Source organism: Virgibacillus sp. M23 (assembly GCF_034190895.1).
Classification (GTDB): domain Bacteria; phylum Bacillota; class Bacilli; order Bacillales; family Amphibacillaceae; genus Virgibacillus; species Virgibacillus salarius.
In genome coordinates this window covers 1-23715 of record NZ_JAWDHA010000066.1, presented here as the reverse complement: position 1 = coordinate 23715, position 23715 = coordinate 1, and the positions used below count along the sequence as shown (strand labels likewise).

General features: G+C 35.9%; 25 protein-coding genes, 8 tRNA genes and 1 rRNA gene. 7 read left to right on the top strand and 27 right to left on the bottom strand.

Features of this window, described 5'->3' with window-relative positions:
* Positions 1-457 precede the first annotated feature (457 nt).
* From RVS70_RS18590 to RVS70_RS18545, 10 genes are all read right to left on the bottom strand, one after another.
* On the bottom strand, positions 458-1561 hold the full coding sequence (locus tag RVS70_RS18590) for a phosphomevalonate kinase (protein WP_121604329.1): 1104 nt from the start codon (positions 1559-1561) through the stop codon (positions 458-460).
* Between the two features lie 12 nt (positions 1562-1573).
* Positions 1574-2548, bottom strand: a complete 975-nt coding sequence (mvaD, locus tag RVS70_RS18585; RefSeq protein WP_026681907.1) for a diphosphomevalonate decarboxylase — start codon at positions 2546-2548, stop codon at positions 1574-1576.
* Between the two features lie 22 nt (positions 2549-2570).
* Positions 2571-3539 carry a mevalonate kinase gene (gene mvk, locus RVS70_RS18580; RefSeq protein ID WP_121604328.1) on the bottom strand — a complete coding sequence of 323 codons (969 nt, stop codon included), beginning with the start codon at positions 3537-3539 and terminating at the stop codon, positions 2571-2573.
* Positions 3536-4825 (bottom strand): hydroxymethylglutaryl-CoA reductase, degradative, encoded by a 1290-nt coding sequence (locus tag RVS70_RS18575; protein WP_026681905.1) that lies wholly within the window; start codon positions 4823-4825, stop codon positions 3536-3538. The genes mvk and RVS70_RS18575 overlap by 4 nt, the downstream gene beginning before the upstream one ends.
* 299 nt (positions 4826-5124) lie before the next feature.
* Positions 5125-5197: transfer RNA gene (locus RVS70_RS18570), tRNA-Lys, on the bottom strand.
* Between the two features lie 213 nt (positions 5198-5410).
* Positions 5411-5485: transfer RNA gene (locus RVS70_RS18565), tRNA-Gln, on the bottom strand.
* Between the two features lie 10 nt (positions 5486-5495).
* Positions 5496-5580: transfer RNA gene (locus RVS70_RS18560), tRNA-Tyr, on the bottom strand.
* A 45-nt stretch (positions 5581-5625) separates the two neighbouring features.
* Positions 5626-5701, bottom strand: a tRNA-Thr gene (locus RVS70_RS18555).
* A gap of 4 nt (positions 5702-5705) precedes the next feature.
* Positions 5706-5781: transfer RNA gene (locus tag RVS70_RS18550), tRNA-Val, on the bottom strand.
* 27 nt (positions 5782-5808) lie between these two features.
* A tRNA-Glu gene (locus RVS70_RS18545) sits at positions 5809-5883 on the bottom strand.
* Between the two features lie 253 nt (positions 5884-6136).
* On the opposite strand from RVS70_RS18545, the gene fabI reads away from it, so the two are divergent.
* Both fabI and RVS70_RS18535 read left to right on the top strand, forming a co-directional pair.
* A complete protein-coding gene (gene fabI, locus RVS70_RS18540; protein ID WP_121604327.1) occupies positions 6137-6913 on the top strand; it encodes an enoyl-ACP reductase FabI in 777 nt (258 codons plus the stop codon).
* 337 nt (positions 6914-7250) lie between these two features.
* A complete protein-coding gene (locus tag RVS70_RS18535) occupies positions 7251-7922 on the top strand; it encodes a cupin domain-containing protein (protein WP_026681903.1) in 672 nt (223 codons plus the stop codon).
* A 601-nt stretch (positions 7923-8523) separates the two neighbouring features.
* On the opposite strand, the gene RVS70_RS18530 is transcribed toward RVS70_RS18535, so the two are convergent.
* The 11 genes from RVS70_RS18530 to RVS70_RS18480 all read right to left on the bottom strand — a co-directional run bounded on the left by RVS70_RS18530 (position 8524) and on the right by RVS70_RS18480 (position 17721).
* Positions 8524-9291: an N-acetylmuramoyl-L-alanine amidase gene (locus RVS70_RS18530; RefSeq protein ID WP_026681902.1), complete on the bottom strand. Its 768-nt coding sequence runs from the start codon at positions 9289-9291 to the stop codon at positions 8524-8526.
* A gap of 66 nt (positions 9292-9357) precedes the next feature.
* A complete protein-coding gene (locus tag RVS70_RS18525; protein WP_026681901.1) occupies positions 9358-9591 on the bottom strand; it encodes a phage holin in 234 nt (77 codons plus the stop codon).
* Positions 9592-9606: 15 nt separating this feature from the next.
* Positions 9607-9882 (bottom strand): hypothetical protein, encoded by a 276-nt coding sequence (locus tag RVS70_RS18520; RefSeq protein WP_026681900.1) that lies wholly within the window; start codon positions 9880-9882, stop codon positions 9607-9609.
* Between the two features lie 154 nt (positions 9883-10036).
* Positions 10037-10207 carry a hypothetical protein gene (locus RVS70_RS18515; RefSeq protein ID WP_161629278.1) on the bottom strand — a complete coding sequence of 57 codons (171 nt, stop codon included), beginning with the start codon at positions 10205-10207 and terminating at the stop codon, positions 10037-10039.
* The gene (locus tag RVS70_RS18510) at positions 10207-12594 is read right to left on the bottom strand and encodes a phage tail spike protein (protein ID WP_321134351.1); all 2388 of its coding nucleotides are present in this window, start codon (positions 12592-12594) and stop codon (positions 10207-10209) included. The genes RVS70_RS18515 and RVS70_RS18510 overlap by 1 nt, the downstream gene beginning before the upstream one ends.
* The gene (locus tag RVS70_RS18505; protein WP_051388352.1) at positions 12591-14087 is read right to left on the bottom strand and encodes a distal tail protein Dit; all 1497 of its coding nucleotides are present in this window, start codon (positions 14085-14087) and stop codon (positions 12591-12593) included. The genes RVS70_RS18510 and RVS70_RS18505 overlap by 4 nt, the downstream gene beginning before the upstream one ends.
* 12 nt (positions 14088-14099) lie before the next feature.
* Positions 14100-15671 (bottom strand): hypothetical protein, encoded by a 1572-nt coding sequence (locus RVS70_RS18500; protein ID WP_321134348.1) that lies wholly within the window; start codon positions 15669-15671, stop codon positions 14100-14102.
* Positions 15672-15680: 9 nt separating this feature from the next.
* Positions 15681-15884, bottom strand: a complete 204-nt coding sequence (locus RVS70_RS18495; protein WP_051388351.1) for a hypothetical protein — start codon at positions 15882-15884, stop codon at positions 15681-15683.
* A gap of 152 nt (positions 15885-16036) precedes the next feature.
* On the bottom strand, positions 16037-16399 hold the full coding sequence (locus RVS70_RS18490; RefSeq protein ID WP_026681896.1) for a tail assembly chaperone: 363 nt from the start codon (positions 16397-16399) through the stop codon (positions 16037-16039).
* Positions 16400-16494: 95 nt separating this feature from the next.
* A complete protein-coding gene (locus RVS70_RS18485) occupies positions 16495-17016 on the bottom strand; it encodes a phage major tail protein, TP901-1 family (protein WP_026681895.1) in 522 nt (173 codons plus the stop codon).
* 288 nt (positions 17017-17304) lie between these two features.
* A complete protein-coding gene (locus tag RVS70_RS18480; protein WP_026681894.1) occupies positions 17305-17721 on the bottom strand; it encodes a helix-turn-helix transcriptional regulator in 417 nt (138 codons plus the stop codon).
* A 317-nt stretch (positions 17722-18038) separates the two neighbouring features.
* On the opposite strand from RVS70_RS18480, the gene RVS70_RS18475 reads away from it, so the two are divergent.
* On the top strand, positions 18039-18389 hold the full coding sequence (locus RVS70_RS18475) for a helix-turn-helix domain-containing protein (RefSeq protein ID WP_026681893.1): 351 nt from the start codon (positions 18039-18041) through the stop codon (positions 18387-18389).
* 181 nt (positions 18390-18570) lie between these two features.
* Positions 18571-19020, top strand: coding sequence for an ImmA/IrrE family metallo-endopeptidase (locus RVS70_RS18470; protein ID WP_034679274.1), 450 nt, complete (start codon positions 18571-18573; stop codon positions 19018-19020).
* A gap of 52 nt (positions 19021-19072) precedes the next feature.
* On the opposite strand, the gene RVS70_RS18465 is transcribed toward RVS70_RS18470, so the two are convergent.
* On the bottom strand, positions 19073-20257 hold the full coding sequence (locus tag RVS70_RS18465) for a Ger(x)C family spore germination protein (RefSeq protein WP_205389419.1): 1185 nt from the start codon (positions 20255-20257) through the stop codon (positions 19073-19075).
* A 176-nt stretch (positions 20258-20433) separates the two neighbouring features.
* On the opposite strand from RVS70_RS18465, the gene RVS70_RS18460 reads away from it, so the two are divergent.
* Positions 20434-21120 carry a DUF421 domain-containing protein gene (locus tag RVS70_RS18460; RefSeq protein ID WP_026682887.1) on the top strand — a complete coding sequence of 229 codons (687 nt, stop codon included), beginning with the start codon at positions 20434-20436 and terminating at the stop codon, positions 21118-21120.
* A 2-nt stretch (positions 21121-21122) separates the two neighbouring features.
* Here the strand turns inward: RVS70_RS18460 and RVS70_RS18455 are convergent, their stop codons facing one another.
* Both RVS70_RS18455 and RVS70_RS18450 read right to left on the bottom strand, forming a co-directional pair.
* The gene (locus RVS70_RS18455; RefSeq protein WP_034679767.1) at positions 21123-21440 is read right to left on the bottom strand and encodes a YolD-like family protein; all 318 of its coding nucleotides are present in this window, start codon (positions 21438-21440) and stop codon (positions 21123-21125) included.
* A complete protein-coding gene (locus tag RVS70_RS18450; RefSeq protein WP_026682886.1) occupies positions 21440-21655 on the bottom strand; it encodes a hypothetical protein in 216 nt (71 codons plus the stop codon). Before RVS70_RS18450 ends, RVS70_RS18455 begins: the two co-directional genes overlap by 1 nt.
* 422 nt (positions 21656-22077) lie before the next feature.
* On the opposite strand from RVS70_RS18450, the gene RVS70_RS18445 reads away from it, so the two are divergent.
* A complete protein-coding gene (locus tag RVS70_RS18445; RefSeq protein WP_026682885.1) occupies positions 22078-22335 on the top strand; it encodes a hypothetical protein in 258 nt (85 codons plus the stop codon).
* On the top strand, positions 22335-22718 hold the full coding sequence (locus tag RVS70_RS23440) for a thiol-disulfide oxidoreductase DCC family protein (RefSeq protein ID WP_026682884.1): 384 nt from the start codon (positions 22335-22337) through the stop codon (positions 22716-22718). Before RVS70_RS18445 ends, RVS70_RS23440 begins: the two co-directional genes overlap by 1 nt.
* Positions 22719-23116: 398 nt before the next feature.
* Here RVS70_RS23440 and RVS70_RS18440 read toward each other — a convergent pair.
* From RVS70_RS18440 to rrf, 3 genes are all read right to left on the bottom strand, one after another.
* Positions 23117-23189 (bottom strand) — tRNA-Thr (locus RVS70_RS18440).
* Positions 23190-23195: 6 nt separating this feature from the next.
* A tRNA-Asn gene (locus RVS70_RS18435) sits at positions 23196-23270 on the bottom strand.
* A gap of 112 nt (positions 23271-23382) precedes the next feature.
* A 5S ribosomal RNA gene (gene rrf / locus RVS70_RS18430) occupies positions 23383-23498 on the bottom strand.
* Positions 23499-23715: the final 217 nt, after the last annotated feature.

The following is a 23715-nucleotide window of genomic DNA, read 5'->3' as shown; positions in this document are numbered from 1 at the left end:
GCAACGTGTTCTTCTTTGCAAAGTTAGTTGAGGCCGTGCCCACGGAAAGCGAAGTAATTAGTCGGAGCATTGCCAATATACATCAAACATTTCAAAATAACTACTTGGCTTAACGCAGTCATTGCACCGATTTTATACTTTCTTAACTTAGAACAAAAGCGGAAGCTCCCGATAGAAATGTAGCAACTGGAGCGCATCAACGGAGATAAAGGAATCAAGGAGTGCTTGCGAGTCGATGATGACTTATCGTAGGAATTCGTGAAGTCGCCTCGTTTCTGGGCGCGACTCAAAGCGCCCATATTTATCAACATGTAATTTTCTAAACTATAAAAAAACTCTCCTTCAGATAAAGGGGAGTCTCACTTTGTTCTGTATATCCGCATCCCCGGCAAATAAGCCAGAGACTGCTTGCATTTTAAGCTAAAGATACTACCTTATGGTAACATCCATATATTCATCATGATTCAGCTATTTTTGCACCAAATGGACTTGGGTTTAGTGACAGTGGTTTTATTCCTGCTTTTTCCCACATCTCCATTAGTTGCTGCGCTTGTTCTTGTGAGGGCATAAAAGCAATTCCACAATCGCCACCCCCTGCGCCGGAAGGTTTACCAGCACCTCCACAAGCTTCTGCCAAGTCACATAGTTTAGAAAGAAGAGGTGTTTCAATAGCTATTTTTGCATGTTGTCCAACCGTTGCCAACGCGTGTCGATTTTGCTTAACACCATCGAACAGGGATTCTACATTATTCTGCTTCATTCCGGTTAAAATCTTCGAAACCGCCTTTTCACTTTCCGAGAGAAAATGGTTAAATTGTGTCAAATTATCCGATTTCAATTGTAAAATCTTATCGACAAGTTTCGGTGTGGATGCAGGGCTACCTGTCCAACCAATACACATATAGACATTTTTCGGCAATTGAACCGGCTCTAACGAAAAATATATCCAGTCACATTGCAAAAGTTCAGTTAGAGATTTAGCATCTTTATGAGCTTTTCTTAACCATTCTGCTTGAAAAGAGGAATATTCAAGAAAACCTCCATATGAAGATGCCGCTACATCAGCACCCGATCCATTTCCTTGTGTAATAACATGTGAGATCGATGCAAGTTTGAATATTAGTTGAGCAGTAGGGTCAAATGGGAGGAATTGTTTTAAAATAGCAGCAATAACTGAGGTTACTACAGCAGCACTAGAGCCTAGCCCATATTTTACACCAGATTCATCATCTAGCTCACTATTGATAGTTAGTTGAAAAGGTGCTGGTGAAATTTGTTTTTCATTCAAATAAGTGATGGCAATTGTCATAGCTTCTTCTACAAAACGGGTTCGCGGATCATCAGAGGCAATGACAGCTTTCCCATCGCTATATTTCCATGATAGATTCGTTAATTGAAAATCCATTAAACTAATCTTGTTAGTATCCTTTAGCTGGATTGTCGTAAATACATAACGATCAACAGCCATTACAACCAAATGGTTATTTGGTTGTAATACGGCAAACTCTCCAGCCATCATTAATTTTCCTGGTACTTTTATAGTCATTGATGTTTGTGACAAATCGTTCAACCCCTACAAATAGGTTACTCCTTGACCCGGTTTACTTAATCGTATATCTGATACACCAGGTAAATTTATAAGTGTCTGTTCGACATTTTTTTCATGCTCAGGTAAATAGAGAACTTTAACATTTGGTCCTGCATCAATTGTAAAATAAGCTGGAATACCTTGAGCACGCATTTCTTGAATTGTTTGCATGACGGCTAGTGTAGTATCATGCCAGTAAGTAAATGGCGGATTAGCACCTAAAGTTGTTGCATGCATTTTCAAGCAATTCGCTTCAGCAATTTCCCCGACTTTTTGAAAATCACGATCTTGAATGCCATGTTTAATCTGTGTTAAATCATTTGGGATACTATCAATCCACCCTTGGAAAAATGGCGACGTCTCTACCGTCCGCTTCATACCTGTACGACTTGACACCTTTTTCTTGGTAGATGATAACACTACCGCGGCGACTCGGATATCCCAATGGTCAGCTGGTGCGATCGGTACAGCATATGAATCTGAACCGTCTTCTTTCGTTCCCATTTCCCATTCCGCAAAGCCTCCATATATAGAACGACAAGCAGATCCAGAGCCCTGACGTGTTAATTGAGAAAGCTCTTGATTGGTTAAATTCAATCCAATTGCTTTCGTACCAGCAGCAGCCAATGCAGCAAAACCAGATGCTGATGAAGCAAAGCCTGCCGCAGTCGGAACATCGTTTACCGATTCAACATCTGCATAAATGTGCTTCCCTGCCATTTTTCTTATCAGTTCAAGAAATGCTGTAACACGATTATACTGATCACCTGCTATCAGTTGGTTATCTAATTTAAATCGATCTTCAGAAAGAGAATCATCAAACGCTACGGTTGTTGTTGTATAAAAGCCGTCTAAGGTAAGTGATAGGCTATTATTTGTTGGTAGTATAATGGATTCATTTCGCTTTCCCCAGTATTTAATTAAGGCAATATTTGTATGTGCCTTAGCAGTTGCTTTCATGCATGAGTCTCCTTCTATGCTATTATTTGTCCTTATTTCCTTTTAGAACAAATGGCCAAACAGCATGAGCGCCAAATTTTCTTAATTTATCAGCGAGCTGTCTGGAGTGTACCTCATTTTGGGCAAGAGCAATAATGCAACCTCCATTACCGCCACCTGTTAGTTTCGCACCTAATGCTCCTTCTTTTCGGGCAAAATTAATTAAGCGATTTAAGCCAGCATCACTTACTCCTAACGCCTCTAGTTCTTTTTGGGCTTCATTTAACATATGTCCCAAAATATGTTTACCCTTTTTTTCCAACGCTTGCTTTGCATGATGTGTTAATTTACCAATGCGCTCCAATTTACGATGAATTTTCTTTGGAGCCATCTTTACTAGATGAGCAACGGATTCAACAGCCAAACGAGTATCGCCGATCCGTCCGGAATCCGCGACTACAAAATGAAAATCATCACTTAGTTCTATAAAGTCAATAGGATGCTCTTTTTCATACCAAACAGGGGATTGGGATGTAATTGTCAACGTGTCAATACCACTTGGAGCACCGTGTGCAAAGGTTTCTGCTATATTAGCCAATCGTAATAAATCCTCATCCGTATAGTCCTCATTAAAATAAGCAAATAATGAACGGACTACCGAAATAGCCACTGAAGCACTTGACCCAAGTCCTTTTCCAGGTGGAATAGAGGATTTAATGCGAATTAACAAGTCCTGACAAGGCATATTTAAATACTCTAAGGTTCCTTGAATACATTGCACAATACCATGTAATGATTCTGGTGCCAACGTAAGTGGACCATGGTAGAAAGTAGTATCAATTTTCACTGTACCTGGTACTTGTTCCACAACGGACTCTACACCTACTAATGGAAACGGAATAGCAATAGCAGGTTGTCCGTGTACAACTGCATGCTCTCCGATTAAAATTAGTTTACTATGAGCTATTCCAATAGCTGTTTTTTCTGTTGTTGTTGCCTTTTCTGCACTCATTTTGTATATTCTTCCACCAATTCTTTAGCTTTTCCGACACGGATTTCCTTCATTTCTACTAATTTCTCAGATACGATATCGATCAACTCCCCAGTAGCTCCTGCTGCAATAGCAACAGAACGAGAATGTAAAGCCATATGGCCTTTTTGTATACCATCTGTAACTAATGCTTTTAGCGCACCTAGATTCTGTGCCAAACCAACGGCTACTATTACCTGTGCTAGTTCTTGGGCAGATTCAACATTTAAGATATTATGGGCAATTTTTGCAATAGGATGAACACGAATAGATCCTCCTACCGTTCCTACTGACATTGGCAATTCTAAGTCACCGACAAGGTTTCCAGACTTATCAACCGACCACGTTGTCATTGAACCATATTGGCCATTTCGAGACGCATAAGCATGAGCGCCAGCTTCGACAGCCCGCCAATCATTTCCGGTTGCAATTACAATTGGATCGATACCGTTCATAATTCCTTTATTATGCGTTACTGCTCGGTAGGGATCAGAAGCAGCAAACTCATAGGCGCTTACTATACCATCTCTTACTACCTCACCAGAAAAATCACCAGTTCTTAAAAGCTCAGGAGGAATAACACACTTTGCGCGTGCTAAGCATTTATCCGCAAAATTAGACAAAATACGCAAATAAACTTTGCCCTGTGTTAATTCTTCAACCATCGGAGCTAACGATTCAACCATGGTATTTATAATATTCGCTCCCATTGCATCACATGTATTAATATATAAATGCAATATAAGCATTTGCTGATAAGCTGAGTTGGATTCTTCATTTAGTATGCGTACTTCAAGGTCTTCTGCACCACCGCCTCTTGCCACAATACTTGGGTAAGCAGCATTAGCATTTTCAATTAGTACATCTTTCTTTGCTACCAATTTATCTTTAGCTTGTTGCAAATCTGGGCATCCAACAACCTGAATTTGTCCGATCATGACTCTCTCTGTTGCTTCAGTTGTAAAACCTCCTGCTTCTCTCACTACTTTCCCAATATGGCTAGCAGAAGCAACAACAGAAGGTTCTTCAATCGCCATTGGTACTACATATTCTTTCCCATTAATTAAGAAATTCAATCCTAATCCTAACGGAAGGGGAAAAGTACCAATAACGTTTTCAATCATCTTATCAGCTGTATCAGGGGATAACGCTTCCTTCTCAGCTAAGGTATTTATATCTTGATCTGTCAACCCATGCATGTCTCTCAGCAAATCTCTGCGTTCTTCCACCGACTTCTTATAAAAACCAGGAATTCTGGAGGTCTCCATTGCCTATCATCCTTTTAATTGTTGTATATAGAAATTCGTACGGAATAAATTATTATCAGGCATTATCTATAGTAAAATTATATCACGATTGTACCATTTTTCATTAGAAAATGTTGTCTCTCTTTAAGGACTTTCACTCAAGAAAACATGATATCATAATACCATGCTATGTATAAAAAAATAACTGTTACTATTATGTAAAAAATCACTCTAAAATGCAAATAAACAAGGCTGCTACATTCCATAACGACCTTGTTTATCCCACCTTTTATATGACGTTTCTATACTATTAATATAAATGAGCCATGGAGGATTCGAACCTCCGACCCTCTGATTAAAAGTCAGATGCTCTACCGACTGAGCTAATGGCTCGTGTTGAAAATAATAATTTATACGTTAAGCTTTAGCTTGACAAAAAATGGTGCTCGCCGTGTTGAATGACAACTCGCTGATGCCACACTCCTCGCAGGCCTGCATCTAGTAGTTAATTCGCTGATGCTTGCGGCCAGCTAATGGCTCGTGTTGAAAAATTCATTCATCAAAAAAATAGGGCTCTTCTTAAAAAAAGACCCATAAATAAAAAAATGGCTGGGCTACCAGGATTCGAACCTGGGGTACACGGGATCAAAACCCGATGCCTTACCGCTTGGCTATAGCCCAACAATAAAAATGGTGGAGGGGGGCAGATTCGAACTGCCGAACCCTGAGGGAGCGGATTTACAGTCCGCCGCGTTTAGCCACTTCGCTACCCCTCCATATTGTTAACTATATATTATAATTTATTCATGGTTTGTAAAAAATGGTGCCGGCCAGAGGACTTGAACCCCCAACCTACTGATTACAAGTCAGTTGCTCTACCAGTTGAGCTAGGCCGGCTTTATGGTGGAGGATGCAGGGCTCGAACCTGCGACCCCTTGCTTGTAAGGCAAGTGCTCTCCCAGCTGAGCTAATCCTCCAAAACCACTCGTATATTAAAATAATATTGGTGACCCGTACGGGATTCGAACCCGTGTTACCGCCGTGAAAGGGCGGTGTCTTAACCACTTGACCAACGGGCCAAACATTTATTTGGCATATGTTACAACGAATTTTGTTAAACTCTGTCGTAAACCAACGAATTTCATTATACCCAGATATGAATGGTTTGTAAAGGGGGAATTTAATTTTTTTTATTTTTTCGTTTCAACCCCTACAAGATCAAAGGTTTGATGCAATTTATTACGAAGTGTCCTATGATACAATAGATAAGACTTTCTTTCAATTTATGGGATAGGTTATAATGTACAAAAGAATTATTATGGAGGTACTTTGATGACGAATTTATTAGAGGGAAAAAACATTGTTATCATGGGTGTTGCAAGTGAACGAAGCATCGCATGGGGAATAACATCATCCTTACATAAAGCAGGAGCAAATCTAATATTTACATATAGACAAGATCGTTCTTACAAGAAATTGACAAAGCTTCTTGATAAGCATGATATTACAGCTAAGTTGATTGTATCCTGTGATGTAGCTAATGACGAGAGCATTACTGAAGCTTTTTCTACCATAAAAGAAAAGATTGGAACCATTCATGGAGTCGTTCATTCAGTAGCCTTTGCTAACAGAGAGGAATTACAAGGTGAGTATGCAGACACATCACGAGATGGCTTTTTACTAGCTCAGGAAATTAGTGCTTATTCCTTAGTAGCTGTAACAAAAGCCGCAAAGGACCTAATGACAGAGGGTGGAAGTATTGTTACACAAACTTATCTTGGTGCAGAAAGGGTTATTCCAAACTATAATGTTATGGGTGTTGCCAAGGCCTCTCTAGAAGCAAGCGTGCGATATTTAGCTGAAGATATGGGTAAATATGGTGTTCGAGTTAATGCAGTATCTGCCGGACCAATTCGTACACTATCAGCCAAAGGAGTGTCTGGTTTCAACGAAAAATTAGGGATGATCGAAGAAAAAGCTCCTCTTCGAAAAAATGTGGATCAGGATCAAGTTGGAGATGCTACACTATTCTTTATGAGTGAACTTTCCCGAGGTATTACCGGAGAAGTTCTTCATGTTGATTCTGGATACCATATTATTGGCGGTTAGTAGTGGGACGTGCATTCGTGTACGTCCTTTGTTTATGTCAAAAGAAAAATTATTAACAATCACCCTATAGACATGGTCATTTACCTTCTAAACGAACACCGATGGCTAGGCTACTATATCAAACTTATTCCTACCTGTTAGCTTGAATTACTTCTATAGCCACCCTATCACGTTCCATACTTTCGTTAATTCATCATAACGCTATGTCATTTGTATTCTTTCTCGCAAGCTTCTCATAATTTTAGTTGTAAGCAATATAGGCATTTGTCACACTTTCCATACCTTTTCATAAGATATGATGTGAATAACTTTAAATATATGGAGTTGAGAAAAGCTTATGGTAACTTCTTACATGGATTACACAAAGCCTGACGTGGAATATTTCTCGGATTTAAATACGAATCGATTATTTACAAGGAATTCCGAGAATTATATTAACCGGTTAGGAAGAGATGTATTAAATACATTAAGTAATGTATCGATACTTGATATCTATTTAAGCAAGGGTCATGTTGTTGAGCCACATTATCATCAAAACGCAGCAGAATTGGTGTATTGTATTAGTGGTTCAGCTGTCGTTTCCTTTATGAACCCTTTCAATAACGAAGTTAAAAATATACCAATCACACCAGGCCAAGTTGCAAATATACCTCAGGGATGGTGGCATTGGGAAGAAGCGTCAGAGAACAACACACATTTACTAGCCATTTTTGACGCGCCATATCCTGAATATATCTTAGGGTCAGATATCTTGACAAAAACTCCTGTAGACGTTATAGCTCATACGTATTGCTTAGATCCAGAAGCATGGAAAGAGGCCGTTGCACCGATAAAAAACGAAACCATTATTATTGGACCAACGGATGAATGTAGTCGCAAATCAAAAAATAACAACCAAGGTTATACTTCAGTTCATTATCCAAACATGCCGCTACCACACCCTTATAACCCGATGCAATATGTATACAGCCATCCCCACCCTGGCTATTATCCTGGCTACAATTGTTAAGGAAACTTCCAACTCTATTCAAAAAATAACAAAGAAAGCCTTACCATTAGACAAGTACTATGAATTCTTCTTCCTCTTAATTTAATTATAGTAGATTTTCTTAAACATAAATATTTTAAAAAGGTATTAATGGAAAAATTAGTACGAACTGAGGATTGTTTTTAAGTTAATAGTAATTTTAATTATACTATGTGAATTGGTATATTTTGGCTTAGATATCGGGAGCTCATAAGCATCATATTGGTTTCCAATTTCCATATTAACTTTTTGAACATAAATATGTAGCTAGTAATGTGCATAAAAGGAAAACTGGGTTCGATCATAAGCACCTTGACAGACTAACAGAGGCGCCCAACCCTATATAAAGTGAAACTTCAATCAGTGAGGGTTTTACTGTCAGTTATATGTGGGATAAAATTTCTATGGTGGAGGTTTAAAGCAATTAAGCAAAAAATAAAACTGCTAGAGAAATACTTGAAGGTTTTGATCTTTATTTTGAATAAGCAAAAGTTAAAGATCCTCCCTCACAGTGAGGTGAACCCCAAAGGTTAATCTTTTTTATCTAGTAACCTTTGGGGATTCAACACCCTTAGCGGATTTTTTATTTCGTATAATACCTTACATAGGTTGGATTTGCAGTAATATACAATCCGCTCTTAATTTGATACATATAACCTCCATCTACTGGGAACTTGTCCCTAATGACAGTAAAGACTTCCCCTTGATTTACTATAACTGCCTTATCATTCCAATTTGCCGTATTATAAGTCCATAATGAATCAACAACTACTTCAATATATCCTTGCCCATCATTTACATCTTTAAGGGTAAGACCTAATGCACTTGCTAAACCTTCTGCATGACCACGAGCAATTTTATTTAGGAAAGCATCCGACTTCAATGCTGCTGCATCTGCAGCATTGTCAATAAAACCATTCTCCGTAAGCACAGCTGGCATAGCAGATTCTCTTACCATGTGGAAGTTTGCTTCCTTCTTTCCACGATCCCTAAACTCTGTTTCATTCACAATGGCATTATGCACAATAGCACGTAATCGATTCGTTTCAGCCTTGCCTGAATAGCTACCATTGTAAGTGTAGGATTCGAATCCAGTACCTCCACCTGCATTAATATGAACAGAAACGAGATAATCTGCCCCCCAGCTATTAGCCATATTCGTACGTTGTGATAAGGATAATGTTTGATCCGTTGTCCGCGAAAGCATAACCGAATGTCCTTCATAATCACTGTTTAAAATATCACGTAGCTTTAAAGCAATGGCCAACGTAACATCCTTCTCCTGTAATCCATTTCCAGTTGCTCCTGGATCACTACCACCATGTCCTGCATCAATAAAAATTTTTGTCATAAAAAATTCCTCCTTCATTATTTTTATATTAAAAAAGCGACTTGCCCGTTTGGACTAGCCGCTTGACTATCTTGTCAGATTAGATTGCTGTAATACTTTCCTTTGTTCATTACCTTTTGACGTAATATAGTTATTTTTAAACCAAGCCCATGTACTTGCTGTAGCAGTAAATATAATAGAGATTGCTTCGCCCCACGTCTCCATTGTTCCAGGTATAGGGTTTAGATTAGCAATTATCAAAAATTGATTAAGCAACGCCAATGCCAATACTAGCGTACGAATGATCGTGCCTTTGTCCACGTTTGTCTGCCCCCGTTAATACAATTTTTCTAGCCATGAAAAAGCCGCTATAACCACACCTAACCAGGCTGGCCATAAGCGACGTAAACTCCATTTACTTTCTTCTTCCAATAAAATATTTTGTTGAATTGCCTTGATTTCCTTATCACGTACTTCAAACATCATGTAAATCTCATTTCTAGGAAGATAACTTTGATTCCAAATATCCAGTTTCTCATTCATGGCAGTAATCGTTTTATTAAGTTGCTTTAACTCTGTTTCTACTATCGCCAACCTTTCACTATTCTCCATTTCCCTTACCTTTGGCTGTACTATTATTATCCCCCCCTATTTCTACACAAATTAGAATACAACGATAATGTTTAATTAAGCAATTAAATTGTGAAATTAGCATTTAAAAAGCTAGAATATGCAAATTCATTTTTTTATGAAATAAAAACAACACTTAATAAGTTTTATTCTCTGTATTGCTATCTTGTTGTTCTTGGATTTCCATTTTCTTGTATTCTTCCAATTCAGCAATTAAATAAACTTTTTCTCTTTGCAATTGTGCTATTATTTTTGCTGATTCAATTGCTTGAATTTCAGATAGACGATCTCCGTTTATTTTTTTCATTACATTCCCAACCTCCCTTTCATTTGATTCATTTGCTCAAACAATTCCTGTATAGCTTTTACTATTAATCCCTGAATTGAATAACTACTAACCCCATTACCTCTAATAACTTCTTTCGGTGTCTCTCTTTCTGTTATAAATCCATATTCTGTTTCTCCGTTTTTAAGATATTGATAAATAACTGCTTGATTAAATAATTCCAACGCACTACCTTTGTATTTATGGATTTTGGTTTTAAACATTTCACTTGATGAATTTATAAAGTCACTTGCTCGAATAGGTTTATAATCAGCAGTTGATGTGCTAGAAGATACAACTACTTCTCCTCCAGAATCCGGAACCCTTAAATAAACATTACTTGAGGTATTTGCTCTAATAGAGTTAACATATAAATCTACCGTTCGAAAAGGGCGATTGGAAACTACTTCTGACGTATTTACATATCCCAAGTACAAGTTGTTACCTAAAGCGTTTATCGAAATACTCCCATTTTGATAATCATTTAAAATAAATTTACTTTGATCCCAACTGCTGTAAATTGTCTTAGTAAACAATCTATTTGCATATAAACTCTCACTTGCAATTACATCACCAATAAATTCAGACCGTTTTACATTAATTCTAAAGCCATCAAGAGGAACTTCATCACCACTTAGGTTTATTTTATAAATTTCCAACGCATCGTTTAATGTGTTAAATTCTAAATGACCTGTTTTTCGAAAAGGTTGTTGTTCGTTAGCTTGCCATGCTGCTGTTTGTAACCGTAATCCAACCATTCCATCTTGTTCAATATTTGGATTATCTACAATTAATTGAGAGGTTTCAACCTTCCCTGAGAATGTTCCAGTCGCACCTGATAATATTCCCTTAAAAGTTCCACTTTCTGCATGTATTTCTCCATTAAAATAACCATTCTCAAAATGTGCATTTCCTTCTAAATCCAACCATGAAGTAGCAATATTGTTTGAATTATATTGAACTAATCCTTTCGAACCGTCCCATTCTACACGAGCACCATCACTTGAAGTACGCAACGTCACTGCACTAACGTCTATAATACCCTTAGTTAATCGATCTGCATCACTTGTAATATCATCAACTTGTGTTTTATTATAAGCCCCTATTTCTTCCGCCACAGTAGGTGTCATTTTTTCCCACATACCTAAATTATACACTTTTGGCACATAAGGATTTTGAGAAGTGTCCACCCATACTACATCATGTGCATTAACAGGCGGTTTATCGCTAATTATTTTTTTGGGCTCCGAAAAATTCTTTAATTGCATTAAACTAACTTTTTCACTTATTTTATTTTTTAAGTTTTCCCAATTATACTTAACCTCTCTTTCGGTATATTCAATAAATTCCCCCAGTGTATATTTTTTCTGTGATCTATTACGTATAGGACCTTCTATAGAAATAATTCTGCTTTCAAGAAATAGAGGGGGATTATACTCAGTTGCCTTAATCCTAATATAATCGCCTAATTCTACCTTCTCTTCTGCTATATCAAATATTTGTTCAATATCTATTCCCTGAACCTCATATTGAATTACAGAATTAATCCTCTTTTCCAATTCTTTTTCTGCTAATTCTTTTAATCTTTCTTTGGTTATTTCTTGGGAGTTTGGGGGGATATATATACCCCAAATGTGATGTATAACTCCATTAACCTTCCTCCCCCACACCTGTCTGGCTTCATCATCTTCAACAATAACAACTTCTCTAGTACCATCTTCCTTTTCTGGTCCAATACCATAAAGTGCTGTAACTACGTCACGTGTAATTTCGGTCCGTTTTGCGCTAATCAAATCCCTTTTTGACTCAATTTCTCGCCCACGCCACTTACCTCGCTTATTAACCATATCTACATATCGGGACAAAACTCTTCCATTAGCTACTTCAATTCTAAACTGTAACTCTAAATCATATATATCTAAATTAGAAATGTGCAATAATGCATCATACGGAGTTATATACTCATCAAAAACAACATTACACGTTCCTCTATAATCTGTAATTCCTCTTTTCCATCCCGTATCCTTAAGAATATAATCTAAAGATGTATTTACTGTTGCTCCGTTTAAAACCGTTGGTGATATCGGTCTAAAGTTCTTTAACTCAATGTGTGATGCACTGCAATACACTTCTTTTTCCTCAGCTCCAGTTACTTCTTCAATAATAAATTCACGATAAAAACCATTATCAACAGGAACTACTACACGATTTTTTTTATTGAGGAATGAAGTTATTTTACTATTAGGAGGTTCTATAAAGTACAAAGTTTCTTCTCTTTTAAGATTCTCCACATGATTTTCATCATAATAAGTAGTAGAGTCCCCTAAGATTTTATCTGTATTATGGTCTAAGATATGAATTACTGTCATAAAAATTTCTTCCTATAATTACAAATTGATTGAATAGATCCTTTTGGATAAGAAAATAATTCATTATGACCAGTTAATAACCGAAAATAGCTTCCCCCGAAATCCTTAAGGTCTTTTCTACTTTCACCATTTATTAATAGATTTTGTTTATCATGATCAAAGGTAATAACGTCTCCTTGTTTAGCTATAAAAGGGATTTGATTTTCTGATATATTGTTTACTTGATTAACTTGTAGTTGATTTACATACATCGGAATAGCAAAATAATCCTTATAATTAGAAACGTAAACTGCGGCTTGTGTAATAGGTGCTTGATACTGACCATTTAAATCTTCAAATACTCTACTTACTTTATTATGCACATTGCCATTCTTATCTAGTTGATATACTTCCGCTGTGAATAATGTATCTTTTCTTGTTAACCTTAGCCACATCTGAGTATTATTAAAACCTTGAAATTTAAATATTTGTTTGTTTCCTGCAAGATTAAACACAACATGATTATTCCACTTAGAAATAGTTTGATCAACTACACCCATTGATGCAACAATATTATTATTGTCGTCCAGTAAAAATAAAGCATTCTTTCCAAGTTGCCCAGTATAGCTTAGACTTGTTATATAATGTTTAACTTGGAAGTTCTGAATCGATTTTTCAAATGATGTTTTTCTACTTGGTCCATGCCAACCATTTGGATTACTCCCATAATCTTTAACATACCATTGACCATTCCCAATCGCTAATGAACCATCCACAACTCCTCCTAACAAGTCATCATCAAATATATATCCACCAGGAATCTTAGACCATCCTGTAAAACTGTTTAGTTTATTATTATATATTTCTGTATAAGGTTGGGTAGGCTCCATTCCCTCAATATCATAAGGTTTACCAATCATCATATAATCTCCGTTTTGATTTTGAATCATGGCAAATGTTATTGGAGAAAGTACTTCCAATTGAAATATTGGGCTTGTATCAACTGTACCATCATTTACAACTGTTGCTACATTATCAGTAAAGTTGATTTGTTGTTCTGGACCATATTTAAAAGGATCAGAGCATAAGAAGGTTAAGTTTCCAATAACACTATTCGTTTCTTCTTCTGGTACCTCATTTGTTTGTAATGTTGCATAAAAAACAGCGTCTTCATCTGTAAAAGCGAGTTCTTTCTTTGAACCGTCTAATAAAGAATTAAGTCGATTATAACGCTGCCTAAATCCTTCTTTCGTTTGATCAGTGAGCTTATATTTAATAGTTATTTCTCTTATATCAAAAGTTGGATTACTATACTCATTTGTTCCATCTAACCCAGGTACATCAATGGTATTAATTCGCTGATTTAAATTTGATCGACCACTTACTGTTAATGTTACAAAACTACCTGTATCATCACTTAACTCCTTATCTAGATTATTACCATTGAATAATGTTTGAAGTGAAGTTACATTTTGAATTGTGTTAGTATCAGTTGGATTAACAAATTTATACATAAAACACCACCTCTATTCAAAATTCTTTTTTATTAATCTCTGCCGTCCTTGTACTTTCGTTATGTCCTCTACAAAAGCACTAAATTGTTGTCCACCGATAGCTACATTTACATGTGCTGGCTGTTTATGAACCCATTCATTTGTCATATGATTTTCCATCCTTTGATTGGCCGCTCGATTTACATTACTAATCTGTCCTGAGATATTTGGCATAGAAAATTGTGGATTGAACGAATCCTGCACCTTGTCTGAAACAGCAACTGCAGAATCGACTACCTTCTTAGACATATGATCGATACCCATAGCAAACCCAGCCATCGTATCATCACCAATAGTTCTAAATAAACGAGATGGTGACTTAATTCCCAAAAAGCTTAATACACCGTTTACCGCTTTCTTTGCTGCATCAAGAGCTGCTGTTGCTACACCTGTTGCTTTTTCCTTAATACCATTAATTAATCCCATAATGAGATCCTTACCAGCTGAAACCATTCTTCCAGCCAGCTCTAGTACTTTTCCTGGCATTTTTGCAATTTGTGTTCCTACTTCTACAACTGCTGCTGCAAGCTTTGTTCTAACCGCTTGAAATACTTCTTGAAATTTTTGTCGCACTGCTGATACTATTTCCTGAGCCTTTGTCATAGCATTTGTCACCATTGTAATAAACCCTTGGACTACCGCATTTTTGGCATTAGACATTAACGATGAAATCGTGTCTTTAATTTGAGTGAATTTATTTTTTATCATCTGCCAGATTTCTGTAGCTTTCATAACAACAAACGACTTCATAATCTCCCATACATTAGAAAACATAGATTTTATTGTTTCCCAGGCACCAGACCAATCGCCTGTAATCACCTTCATAATCGTTGTAATTACGCCTTTAATGATCTCCATAGCAATCGTTATAGTTGTTTTTATGACGTTCCAAACATTCGTAATTGCAGTTGAAATGAGCTGCCATGCTGTTGTTAAATAAGGGAGTAAAAACCCAATAACCGTAGTTATGACGGTACGAATAGCTGACCAAATTGTCTTAAATGTCTGCATTATCAAGGCTTGATTCTCTATCCACCAGGTCGTCAAGGAACCCCATATAGTCATTACAAATCCAACTATCTCCTGAATAATAGGCATCATAAATGTCTTAATAGATTCCCAAACTCCAATTACAATATCCCTAAAAGTCTCACTGGTACTCCATAAATACAAAAACGTGGCTGCTAATAAGGTAATTAATGTAATAACTAAAACAAACGGGTTGTTGAGTAAAGTGGTAAATAACCCACTAAATATGGACTGTAGCTCCTGCATCATTGGCATAAACCCTGTTACAGCAGAAGATATCGTATTTAAAGTATTAGCTGTTCCACCAAGAACACCCAGAAATGGCTCAAGAACAGATTGCACTTGTGTAATCCCTTCTGATACACCTGGTATAAACGAAAGTGATTGTTCCATTTCAGATAGTTGAGTTACTACTGGATCAATAGTTTCTTGTAGTGTAGTAAATGATCCACTAACATCCTTTAATGTACCCATGTCTGTCATAAAACTTTCCATGTACGATTTAGGATTTTCCATAGATTTTTCTCACCCCTTTTTAGAATTAACTTGTTTTGCAATAGTTGCCATACGCTTCATTTGATTGTTTAAACGTATTTTCGGCTTTCTCAACTCCTTCAAATATTTTTCATAATCGAAGAAGTCTTTAAATCGCTTATAAATAGGAACCTGTTTTTTACCTTGTTCTTTTGTTAGCGTCACTTGATGGTTCAACCAAGCCTGCTTATGCATGTTATATTCTCTATCTATTTGCTGTAACTGAAATGCATGTAGTCTTAATAAATATTCCCTTAACGTTAGAACTTCAATGTGATAGAGACTGGTAAAAGCCAAGTATCGAAAGCAATTTATAATAATTTCCTCATATGTTTGTTCCGAATCTACTATTTGTTCACTTTTGCTGTCTTCTGAAAATGTTTGATTGTGTCCTTCATGACCGGCGACTTTCCCAATTCATCTTTCAATGAAAGAAAAAGGTCATGTAATCCATCATTCTCCTGCGCATAATTTTCAATAGCTATTTCTATCTGCTGATTCGTTGGTGGTGTAGCTAAATATGAAGTAGCTGCCTTCATTACAGAATGTATAACCACTGGATTAAATTGCTGTAGGTTCATAAATGCCATATTTACGCCCATACCAAATTTCATTCCTTGGTAATCCACCTCATATTCCTTATCTAGTTCACGAATAAATTTAATTCCAAATTTTAAATCATGTTTTTTTCCATTAATTACAAATTCCATTATTTTTCCACCTTCCATGTGTTTGAATTTATTGATAAAAATAGCATATGAATTCACCTATTATGACGAATTCATATGCTTCATCTTATACGTTTTTATTCTCCAATTGGTGCTTCGACTGTCGTATCCTGGAAAGCGTACTGTACTGCAGCTTGCTGCTCATCTGTCAACGTAGCTTCGCCAAATTGTGGCTCCATTTCTACTGTAAAGTTACTAGATATTGTAGCATTTTCTTCAGCATTTGCCGGGTCTTCCCAAGAGTCTAAATAACCTTGAGCATAGATAGCTGGATACTTATTATCTGGTGTTTTTAATTCCTCATCTACTGTTACTTCCCATAGTTCAAGCTTTTGTCCTTTAATAACAGATTGGCGAAGCATATCACCTACTGGATCACCCATTGCCTGAATTGCTTCAATGCTAACTTCTGACTCTAATTCTCCGACATTAATTAAGGAACCATCCTTTGTTATAATCCTTTCTAACTCACGAGAGTAGCTAAACGTATGTTCTGTTTGAAATACTAACTTTGCTGCTTCTTCACTTTGATTTTCTAGCAAACGAAATAATAATATTTTGTTTTTTCCTTCTTGCATTTTAATTTGATTATCTGCCATTTTGTTCCCTCCGAATTTAAATAAAATAGTAAGTACTTCCTCTCCTACTTCCTTAATGCAACTACAAACCACTATTCATCTTCTCTTGAATTTCACCTCCTTTTTCTTCACTACCATTTCAATAAAAAAAAGCCCTAAACACGCATTGGCGCATTCACGACTTTTTAATATCTATCGATAGCTAAGAAATGTTTAGTTTTACGTCATTTCGGACATGCATCTGTGAGAAATCGTTGTTGATTTATCTTGCTTGACTCTAGTCTACATCAAGCTATTCTAACTTGTCATTTACTGAGAAGAGTGTGTAAACTGTGAAATTTTGTCTACAATTGATTCTTTAATGTTATAAATATGCCTTCTTGAAAGTCCCATATGCTGACTTATAGCACTTATTGTCATCCCATCAAGCATGCATTCTAAAACCGTAGCCTCTCTAGGGTCTTTGATAGCTGGCAATCTTTCTTGAATAAATAACACTTTCTTCTCTAGTTTAACAATCCAAGAACTCTTCTTATCCCGCCTTATTACTTCCTGTGCTACCGGATCGCTTACGGTTCCCTGTGCTTTTGGGAGTGATGATTCTATCCCTGAAGGAGCTACCAACCTTGTACCAATATCCTCATTTAAAAGCTTACGTTGTCGATTTATTTCTTTAATCATCCAATGATAATCTTTTAACGTACTCTCGATTTGTTCCTTGTTCATGGAAGCCCGCCCCCTTTTCAAATAAAAGCTGCGCATAATTACTTCTTGATATTGGTAATAGTGGACCGGTTCGCTTATCTCGCCTATATTCATTGACTACCCATTTAACACAATTGTTGTTCCTTACACTCCTATTTTTGTTTGAACACATGTTACTTCCTCCCAGCCATTCATTTTTAATTAACAGAACATGTGTTCTTATCATACATTGCTATATTAGAAATGTCAAAAAAAGTATTTCTGTTTAAGAAATGAATTGTTTCTTTTTTGGAAATTATGATATGATTTAGTTGCTGATATAGAAAGTGGTGTTTACGTTGAATATAGGAAAAAGAATTATTGAGTTAAGGGAAAGTAGAAATTGGAGTCAACGCGAACTTGCCAAACGTGTTCATTTAAATGTGAGTGTTATGAACAGAATTGAACTAGGAGATAGACCGATCAAAGATCATGAATTGGATCGGTTGGCAACTGTATTATCTAGTACAACAGATTATTTACTAGGGCGATCTGATGATCCTAGGCTTTCGGAAGAAGAAGCGTTTGCAGCCTTTCGTAATGACCCATCTTTAGAGAGATGGTATAAAGAATTACCAAAAAATAAAGAAGAAGACCTCCGTAGACTTAAAAGAATCTGGGAGGCCTTTAAAGAAGAGGATCAGACATGATTTTTTAGTTCATCATATTTTAATTGAGTATGAGCATTATTAATTGGTAAGCTTTAGTTACATGGTCACTAAATATACCCTTTTCTGATTCCACATATACATGAAATATACTAGGTGTACAACATTGTGCACCATCTATTTTACACCAAAAACGAACATACATTCTATTAAGGGGGCTACTATGTATTTATATTCAAGGACAGAAGACTACATCCAACATTTATTAGCAAAAATTAACATAAAGATCCCTACTGAGCTAAGAATCGAGAATATATCTAACTCCTTAAAAATACCCGTATACTTTTGGGAATTTAGCAGCGAAACTGTGTACAAGAATGGTAAATGCATTATTTTTTTAAATGCCACTAATAACGAACAAGTTCAATGGCAGGAATTTGCCCATGAAATAGCACATAACCTATGGCATGCTGGTCGTCAGGAATATTTACCTCAAGCCTTCATTGAACTGCAAGAGTGGCAAGCAAATTATTTTAGCTACCACTTATGTGTACCTACGTTCATGCTACAACGCATTCCTAAGGCATCCCCATATCAAATTATGCACCTATTCAATGTAGAATACGAGTTTGCATGCAAGCGATTAGAGATGTATAAAAATAAATTTATATAAAAATTGCAAAAAAACATGCTTCCCCAAACAGCTATTGGGATGCATGTTTTTTTTATTTATTGATCGTTTCTACTTTGTCTGAAGAGCCTACCATTTTAATTTTCACATTTACATTCACACGAATATTACTTTGGGAGTAATAATTTTCTCCTTTCTCCCAATCGTCTTTGACCGTATTCCAGAAATCATAATGTCGCCGATACAGCTTGTCACCAATCCCCAGCACATCCACTTTTAAGTCTTTTTGCACCTTGTTGATAGTTCTTTCAACCAGTGCCCGCACCTTTCGCTCTGTTGCCGCTTTCACCTTATTTATATAGCTTTTACTAAATACACTAGTAAGTCCATATCTCTCACCAATATTCCCTTTAACATCAATATTTATATCGACCTGTAAGTTTTCCTTTTTCTTATTTTTAAAGTATATATCTTGTTTAACATCTGTTAGTTCTATTACAACCATATGTCCATTTACCTTGATTTTTATCGGTCCATTTTGTTTCGTATCAGTCAAAAAGCTTAGCCCCATGGTTTCATCATCAGATAAGGAGTATATCATGTGATTGGTATCACCTTGAAATACAGCAGCTCCTTTGTACTTAACGGAATGATCGTTAACAATCTGTAATTCTGGAATCGTGTAGCTGTTTTTACTTAGCAGTAACTCTTGAACTTGTCCTATATGAACTGGCTGTAGTGAGCTTGCATTTTTATAGTTGTTCTCCATCAAAGACTCAATATATAATGCAGGTACTTTTTCATCTATGGGTAGGATATTTAACGCCTCTTTTGCTTTTCCTTCTACTATGACAAGTCTTATCCCTCTACGCATTTCATGATCGCGAATATGAACATCTAGTATATTTCCAAATAGATGTGGTTCTCTAACGATGTCTTCTGAAACAACTAATACCTTCATATGTTGGAAAAAAGGAGTCTTGCTTGATAATGTCGACATTTCTCGGGTAATCTCAAAAATACTTTCGCCCGTTGCAGTTATATTTTTATATGCTTTTTGCTCACCACTACCTCCCTGTAAAGGAGACCCTAATCCAGAGGGGACAACCATTTGGTTGGTAAGCATTAGTTCAAACGTACCATCTTCTTTTTTTTCAACTAGATCAATCGCTGAACCAACGGTAAAGCCTCGATTCTCAATCTCCACGCGGTCCCAGCATCCCGTTAAAAACAAGCACATACTCAAGCTAATAAAAATATAGAGATAATATTTCTTCATTTGCTTCCCTTCCAATTGTCAATCGCCAAATAGTGATGTATCGAACTGTCGATGATGGTACCTATAATTTTCTCTTATTTGTTTATACTGCAACCTTTTAATTATCCTAATTCATACATTTTAATTCCAATGTTTGGAACAATACTAAAAACACCTTTTGTTTATGGAGGCTTATTATGTCCACTATCGAATTAGTACTAAGATTAGCTGTTTCCTTTACTATCTTACTTGCATTAACAAGAATTATGGGAAGAAAAGAAATTTCTAAGCTTACCTTCTTTAACTTTGTCTCTGCTATTTCAATCGGTACATTAGCTGCTTCATTTGCAGTTGACCCTACACTCAGTCTATTCCATGGAATATTATCATTACTATGCTGGAGTGCTTTTACCATATTTCTTGGTTTTTTAGATATAAAATCACAACGCGTTCGTTACGTTATTGAAGGGGAACCAATTATTCTTATTCGAAAAGGAGAAATTGTGGAGGATGAGCTTCGGAAAAGTAGATTAGATATTGACGATTTAAACCTTTTATTGAGGAAGAAAAACGTTTTCGCTGTCTCGGATGTCGAATATGCAATATTTGAAACAGATGGCAGTCTATCCGTCATGAAGAAAGAGGCGAAACAATCGTTAACCAAAAAAGATATGAACATTCCTCCAGCCACGAATAGCATTCCACCTACCTCAACGACTGTAATTGCTGACGGAAAGATTAATACAAATAACTTAATTGCCTTAAACCTAAATAAGCATTGGTTAGAAAAGCAACTTCAATTAAGGGGAGTACCTTCCATATCGGATGTCTTTTATGCTGAAATTCAACAAAATGGCGCACTATATATTGCTAGTAAAAAGTAAATTTAATCAATCCAGGCATCAATAATACTTTCTATAGGTAAATATTGGCCTGCCACTTTTATATACCTGTTCTGTCTATCAATACTGACTACTTTCCCTTTAGCTTTATAAAAATCGTGATTCAAAAAATACTTTAAATCGATGGTTAGCTCATTTTTCACTGCCATTTGCAGCTTCAAGTTAATTTCCTCTTGTTTTTGTTCATCTATAATAGGTTTTTGTTTGCGCTCTTGTTCTTGCCATGTTTGCTTCAATAACTCTATATGCTCCGGCATCATCATTGCGGTCCATTTAATACTTCCTCGATCATTTACACTCATTACGCACCCACTCGCTTTCTAACTAATCCTGCTGAAAGAATATTCTTTAGCGTAAATGTTCTCACCTTTTTCCGATAGAAGCAATAAGCCAAAATACTCTTTTCGCGTATTTCTAGAACACGGATATAACGCTCAGTTACATTATTATTGCTATCCAAATAAATAATAATTATTTTTTGCTTACTTTTGACAGAACGATTCAGCAATCCTTTCATAATAAGGTCACCACCAAGAACGTTTGTTCTTATTATATCATAAAAAAACGAACATATATACGTATTATTTAGTGACAATTTATCCCAGAATGATGGAAAATAGAAAAAGATTGGTAATTAAAAAAACTAGAGAAGTAGGAGCATAAGACAAGGAGAAATATAAGGATTACGCTGGAAATTCTGGTTTTCTGAACAGTTCCTTAGCGTATGTTTTCGCTTTTCATTGGTACAATCCCTATTATCCGTTGAACCATTTACTATATAGAATTCATCAGAAACATAAATTTTAGATTAATAAGAACAACTCCGATGGAACAGCGTTGTATTATATTCTAAATATAGGTGCCTTTAGCATGAATTAGTTTGAAGGTTTGAAGCACTTAATATTGAATTCTCCATTATTACTGACATTAGGAGCTTATTTGGCTATATTCACACAGTTATTCTTTCCTTTTTTTGTGTTCAATAAATATACTCGCTTATTTAAGCTTACTTGGCTCAATCCTGTTTCATCTAAGTATTATTGTTTTTATGGGTCTAGTTCATTTGGTGCTATTATGATTGTTTTAGACTTGCAATTTATGAGTGATAGAGAATATAGCCATCGCTTTAAGTATATTAAAGATAAAGTTACTAATTTGAAATATATAGGTATTCAAAGAGAGGAGAAGGAAATTTAATGGTGATTCTAGTTTATGATGGAGAATGCAACTTTTGTAGTAACTTTATTAAATTTCTTTTAAAAATAAACAAGAACAAATCGCTAAGGATTACAAGTTTTAATAGCAAATGGTACAATGATTTTAAAATGGAAAACCAAATTAGAGATAACGTGGATAGCATAATATTAATTAATTCTAATAAAATGTATATATACTCAGATGCAATTCTCCACGTAATAGCTCAAGCAAATAAATTATTTTTTCCGATACTTATATTAAAAATAGTACCAAAACCGATAAGAAACTTTTTCTATAAATTAGTTGCTAAATATAGGAAGAGAATAAGTAAACAAATTAAATGTACTTTACCAACTCAAAGTGAAAGAAAATATTTTCTTTAAAGAAAGGATGTCTACATGAGTCGTAAAATAATTATTTTAATTATTATACTGTCTTTGAATATCATTCGGTACTTTTTCGAATACCTCGATGACACTTCAAATATATATTATGGAATAATGTTACTTTTAAATATAATGGCTATTTGCTTTGTTATATTCTCTAAAAACAAAGATATAGCTTAAAATTCTATATAATCAGATTAAAATGGTAAATTATTTAGAATGATACAAGAATAACCCAAAATAGTTCCGAAGCGTATTTTTTGTGCTTTTCGTTGGTACAATCCCTATCAAAAATAAATATCATTCGTATCAAATTCGTATCAAAAATAAGAACACCACTAATAAAAAAGTGGTGTTCTTTTATTTAAACCCTTGCATCTCAAGGTTTATAGGAAAGCTTCCAAGCGGACTTGAACCGCTGACCCCCACCTTACCATGGTGGTGCTCTACCGACTGAGCTATGGAAGCATAAAATGGCTCCACAGGTAGGATTCGAACCTACGACCGATCGGTTAACAGCCGATAGCTCTACCACTGAGCTACTGTGGAATAGGATAGATCAATAATTAAGCTAGGTACACAGTATTACCTTTTATCATACCATAAAAAATATACATGTAAATATAGTAATAGTATTACTTATAAATAAGTATAAAAAAATGCCTGGCGGCGTCCTACTCTTGCAGGGGCAAAGCCCCAACTACCATCGGCGCTGGAGAGCTTAACTTCTGTGTTCGGCATGGGAACAGGTGTGACCTCTCCGCCATTGCTACCAGACATTTCTTAATTCGATAAATCAACATCTGCTCGGAACCATTCCTTGCTTGATGCTTTCTCATATCTACAGGCGGATACATTACTTATTCATTTGTACCCTAAAAACTAAATAAGAGATCATTCAACGACAACCAAAAGAAGTTAGTTAAGTCCTCGATCGATTAGTATCCGTCAGCTCCACGTGTCACCACGCTTCCACCTCGAACCTATCAACCTC

Bases quoted from the DNA above. Each gene is read 5' to 3' on its own strand.
- mvaD (WP_026681907.1), bottom strand. From the start codon at position 2,548: ATGAAAGCAACTGCTAAGGCACATACAAATATTGCCTTAATTAAATAC.
- mvk (WP_121604328.1), bottom strand. From the start codon at position 3,539: ATGAGTGCAGAAAAGGCAACAACAACAGAAAAAACAGCTATTGGAATA.
- RVS70_RS18575 (WP_026681905.1), bottom strand. From the start codon at position 4,825: ATGGAGACCTCCAGAATTCCTGGTTTTTATAAGAAGTCGGTGGAAGAA.
- fabI (WP_121604327.1), top strand. From the start codon at position 6,137: ATGACGAATTTATTAGAGGGAAAAAACATTGTTATCATGGGTGTTGCA.
- RVS70_RS18535 (WP_026681903.1), top strand. From the start codon at position 7,251: ATGGTAACTTCTTACATGGATTACACAAAGCCTGACGTGGAATATTTC.
- RVS70_RS18530 (WP_026681902.1), bottom strand. From the start codon at position 9,291: ATGACAAAAATTTTTATTGATGCAGGACATGGTGGTAGTGATCCAGGA.
- RVS70_RS18520 (WP_026681900.1), bottom strand. From the start codon at position 9,882: ATGGAGAATAGTGAAAGGTTGGCGATAGTAGAAACAGAGTTAAAGCAA.
- RVS70_RS18515 (WP_161629278.1), bottom strand. From the start codon at position 10,207: ATGAAAAAAATAAACGGAGATCGTCTATCTGAAATTCAAGCAATTGAA.
- RVS70_RS18510 (WP_321134351.1), bottom strand. From the start codon at position 12,594: ATGACAGTAATTCATATCTTAGACCATAATACAGATAAAATCTTAGGG.
- RVS70_RS18505 (WP_051388352.1), bottom strand. From the start codon at position 14,087: ATGTATAAATTTGTTAATCCAACTGATACTAACACAATTCAAAATGTA.
- RVS70_RS18500 (WP_321134348.1), bottom strand. From the start codon at position 15,671: ATGGAAAATCCTAAATCGTACATGGAAAGTTTTATGACAGACATGGGT.
- RVS70_RS18495 (WP_051388351.1), bottom strand. From the start codon at position 15,884: ATGCATAAGCAGGCTTGGTTGAACCATCAAGTGACGCTAACAAAAGAA.
- RVS70_RS18490 (WP_026681896.1), bottom strand. From the start codon at position 16,399: ATGGAATTTGTAATTAATGGAAAAAAACATGATTTAAAATTTGGAATT.
- RVS70_RS18485 (WP_026681895.1), bottom strand. From the start codon at position 17,016: ATGGCAGATAATCAAATTAAAATGCAAGAAGGAAAAAACAAAATATTA.
- RVS70_RS18480 (WP_026681894.1), bottom strand. From the start codon at position 17,721: ATGAACAAGGAACAAATCGAGAGTACGTTAAAAGATTATCATTGGATG.
- RVS70_RS18470 (WP_034679274.1), top strand. From the start codon at position 18,571: ATGTATTTATATTCAAGGACAGAAGACTACATCCAACATTTATTAGCA.
- RVS70_RS18465 (WP_205389419.1), bottom strand. From the start codon at position 20,257: ATGAAGAAATATTATCTCTATATTTTTATTAGCTTGAGTATGTGCTTG.
- RVS70_RS18460 (WP_026682887.1), top strand. From the start codon at position 20,434: ATGTCCACTATCGAATTAGTACTAAGATTAGCTGTTTCCTTTACTATC.
- RVS70_RS18455 (WP_034679767.1), bottom strand. From the start codon at position 21,440: ATGAGTGTAAATGATCGAGGAAGTATTAAATGGACCGCAATGATGATG.
- RVS70_RS18450 (WP_026682886.1), bottom strand. From the start codon at position 21,655: ATGAAAGGATTGCTGAATCGTTCTGTCAAAAGTAAGCAAAAAATAATT.
- RVS70_RS23440 (WP_026682884.1), top strand. From the start codon at position 22,335: ATGGTGATTCTAGTTTATGATGGAGAATGCAACTTTTGTAGTAACTTT.